This window comes from Pseudomonas kitaguniensis (genome assembly GCF_009296165.1).
In the GTDB taxonomy this organism is placed as follows: domain Bacteria; phylum Pseudomonadota; class Gammaproteobacteria; order Pseudomonadales; family Pseudomonadaceae; genus Aquipseudomonas; species Aquipseudomonas kitaguniensis.
The window spans coordinates 1-3595 of the sequence record NZ_VUAZ01000214.1 but is presented as its reverse complement, the minus strand read 5'-3'; the positions used below and the strand labels follow the sequence as shown (position 1 = coordinate 3595).

Below are 3595 nucleotides of genomic sequence, written 5' to 3'. Positions count from 1 at the left end.
CCCTAGGGGACGCCATTTGCGGGAATAGCTCAGTTGGTAGAGCACGACCTTGCCAAGGTCGGGGTCGCGAGTTCGAGTCTCGTTTCCCGCTCCATATTTAACGAAAACGCCGATCAGTGATGATCGCGTTTTTGTGTGTGCGGCTTTTTCTCCCGGCGCGTAGGGCAGGTTGTGAAGTGCGTAGGAATTGTCTGTAGTTTCCTTTGAGTGTCGTCGAGTGGGTGTTTACCCGTTCAGCGACCTCTACTCTGGCCAGTCCTTTTGCCCTGTTCACTTCAGAGAACTGCCCAGATGCTTCAACTCGATTTTTATTCCACGCTGGTCGCCGCCTCTTTAGTGCTGTTGCTGGGGCGTTGGCTGGTGGCCCGAATCGGCTTTTTGCGGACTTACAGCATTCCAGAGCCGGTTGCCGGTGGTTTATTGGTTGCCGCGTCACTGCTTGTGTTGCGCGCAGTGGCGGGTATCGAAGTGCGATTCGACGCTTCATTGCAAACGCCATTAATGTTGGCGTTTTTTGCCTCCATCGGCCTGAATGCCGACTTTGCCAGCTTGAAAAAAGGCGGGCGTGTATTGGGTATGTTTCTGCTGGTCGTGACGGCGCTGCTGGTGTTGCAAAATGCCATGGGCATCGCGTTGGCCAAGGCCTTGGGGCTGGACCCATTGATGGGCTTGCTGGCCGGCTCCATCACCTTGTCGGGTGGGCACGGCACGGGCGCGGCGTGGGGCGCAGTGTTCAGTCAGAAGTATGGCGTGGCGTCGGCGTCTGAACTGGCAATTGCTTCGGCGACGTTTGGCTTGGTATTGGGTGGGTTGATTGGTGGCCCGGTCGCGCGCTTGCTGATCAAGCGTGTGCAGGTGCCAGCGATTGAGCAGGCGCAAGCGCGCCAGCCGGAAGGTTTTGAGCGGCCCGATCAGGAACGCACGATCACCGCGTTCTCGTTTATCGAGACGCTGGCGTTGCTTGCGATCAGCCTGCAGGTCGGCACCTGGCTGAGTGGTTTGATTCGGGGCACCGCGTTTGAGTTGCCGACCTTTGTGTGTGTGCTGTTCGTCGCGGTGCTGTTGCGCAACGGCCTGTCGGCGATGGGCTGGCGTCAGGTGTTTGAGCGTGAGGTGTCGTTGCTGGGCAATGTCAGCTTGTCGTTGTTTTTGGCGATTGCGTTAATGTCACTCAAGCTGTGGGACCTGGCGGCGCTGGCATTGCCGATTGTCATTCTGTTGGCTGCACAGGCGTTATTGATGGCCCTGTTCGCGATTTTCGTGACGTTTCGGGTGATGGGCAGCAACTATGATGCGGCGGTGTTGGCGGCAGGCCATTGCGGTTTCGGGTTGGGCGCCACGCCCACCGCGATTGCCAACATGCAGGCGGTGACTCAGCGCTTTGGCCCCTCGCAGATTGCCTTTCTGGTGGTGCCGATGGTCGGCGCGTTTTTTATCGACATCACCAATGCGGTGGTGATCAAGCTGTACCTGGCGCTGCCGTTCCTAGGCGCGGCAGGCTGATACAGGTGATCAACGAAAACGCCGATCAGCGATGATCGGCGTTTTCATGCAGCGCGCAACAACAGGCGCAGTGGTTAGTCAGAGCGTCGGCAACTGCCCGACACGGCCCATCATTTCGGTGACGATCTGCAAATCGAGCAGGAACTGCTCGACGGTCTTGAACTCACCGTCGGTGTGCCCGGTGTACTTCACCTCCGGCCGCGCCAGGCCAAATTGCACACCGTTGGGCAGGTCATGCACGGAGGTGGCGCCGGCGGAGGTGCCGAACGTGTGTTGCATGCCGAGGTTTTCGCTGGCAACCGCCAACAAGGCTTTAACCCACTCACCTTCAGGGTTGCGGTACATCGGCGCCGCCACCGAGTAGGTGAAGTTCACCTCGACTTTGGAGGTTTTGTCCCAGGCGCTCAGCTTGTCGGCGATTTCGGTTTTGAGTGTCTCTGGGGACTTGCCCTTCGGCACGCGCAGGTTCACGGCCAACTTGAAGGCTTTGTCATCCTGCCCGACAAACGTCAGCGAAGCGGTCAGCGGCCCCATGAATGCATCGGAGAAGCCCACGCCCAACTGGCCACCCAGGTAATCCAGGCCCCAGTTGTCGGACGCATAACGCGCGGCGTCGGTGATGTGGTTGTGCTTGAGCGCGATCTTGCCATCGACGCTGTGGATCAACCCGAGCATGCGCGCCACCGGGTTGACGCCCGATTGCGGCGCCGATGAATGCGCAGATACACCGGTGACCGTCAACGTGACGTCTTTGCCGACCACCTTGGCGGCCACCTCGAAATCGCCGCCATTGCGCTTGGCGTACTCGGCACCGGCCGTTTGCAAGCTGGCCGCCAGCTCGGCCGGTGTGTCGCTGACCAACGTCGCGACTGACGCCGATGGAATCTGGTTGGTGGCCATGCCGCCCGTCATCGAGATAATTTCCGCGCCGTTACCGACGCCCTTGCGCACCGGGAAACTCGCCATAACGGTGCCGTAGCCTTTCTCGGCGATGACCACCGGGTAGCCGCCATCCAGCGCCAGGTTGTATTGCGGCGTAGGGTTGCGTTCGAAGTAGTAGGGGATCGCGTCGCCCATGGTTTCTTCGGTGGTGTCCACCAGCAGCTTGAAGTTACGCGCCAGCGGCAGCTTCTCTTCCTTGATCACCTTCATCGCGTACAGGGCAACCACGATGCCGTTCTTGTCATCCTCGGTGCCGCGGCCATACATGCGGTCGCCGATCAGCGTGACCTTGAAAGGGTCGAGCCGCGTACCGTCGTTCAGCACCCAGTTTTCCGGGGTTACCGGCACCACATCGGCGTGAGCGTGGATGCCGACCACTTCATCGCCGCTGCCTTCCAGGGAAATTTCGTACACGCGGTTGTCGATGTTACGGAAGTTCAGGTTGAAGGCTTTGGCCAGGCTCTGGATCTTGTCGGCGATCTTGAGGAATTCCGGGTTTTTGTACTGCGGCAGGCCATCGATATTGAAGGTCGGGATTTCCACCAGTTCGCGCAGGGTTTCGAGGGCGGCTTTGCCGTACTTCACCCGCGTATAAATGCCCAGTAGACGATTGATTTCGTTCTGCTGGTCGGCGGTCAGGGTTTGATTGGCGAGAAAGGCGTTGATGGCCGGTCCCGCATCGCCGGTTTTGCCCAGGTCGCCCTTGGCCAGAGCGCCGAGGAAACCGCGAAAATCAGTGACCGAGGTGTCGCTGAAATGTTTGACGATGGTGGCGCTTTGTTCTGCGCTGATGTTGGCAAATGCTGGGGTGGCGACTGCCGAGAGGCTGGCGCTAAACAGTGCGATAGCCAGGCTTTTTTTGATAGGGAAGTGCATTGCTGACGGCATTCCTTTGCGAAGTTAGAGTCGGAGATTTCTGATCAATATGTCAGAAATATTTCCACACACTACCATCACCGGGCGTGGGATAGGGAGGCCTTGAAGCAGGAAAAATTCTCCGGGCTGTAGCGATTCAACTGTGGGAGGTTGGGTGTGTGAGGAATCTGGTTTCGGTCAGGGCTTGGCCGGGTGCGATCCGTGTAGTGCATCAACACTTCCACAAATGTCCGGGCTGTAGATATTCAACTGTGGGCTTGCTCGCGATAGCGGT

At 58.7% G+C, this 3595-nt stretch carries 2 protein-coding genes and 1 tRNA gene; 2 read left to right on the top strand and 1 reads right to left on the bottom strand.

Annotated features, from left to right (window positions below; translation table 11 throughout):
• The first annotated feature begins 18 nt into the window (after window positions 1-18).
• A tRNA-Gly gene (locus F0169_RS26590) sits at window positions 19-94 on the top strand.
• A gap of 197 nt (window positions 95-291) precedes the next feature.
• Window positions 292-1503, top strand: a complete 1212-nt coding sequence (gene gltS, locus F0169_RS26585) for a sodium/glutamate symporter (protein ID WP_058411691.1) — start codon at window positions 292-294, stop codon at window positions 1501-1503.
• Window positions 1504-1581: 78 nt separating this feature from the next.
• On the opposite strand, the gene F0169_RS26580 is transcribed toward gltS, so the two are convergent.
• The gene (locus F0169_RS26580) at window positions 1582-3321 is read right to left on the bottom strand and encodes a dipeptidase (RefSeq protein WP_152748081.1); all 1740 of its coding nucleotides are present in this window, start codon (window positions 3319-3321) and stop codon (window positions 1582-1584) included.
• Window positions 3322-3595 lie beyond the last annotated feature (274 nt).

Coding starts and splice junctions, on each gene's coding strand:
- gltS (WP_058411691.1), top strand. CDS start 292: ATGCTTCAACTCGATTTTTATTCCACGCTGGTCGCCGCCTCTTTAGTG.
- F0169_RS26580 (WP_152748081.1), bottom strand. CDS start 3,321: ATGCACTTCCCTATCAAAAAAAGCCTGGCTATCGCACTGTTTAGCGCC.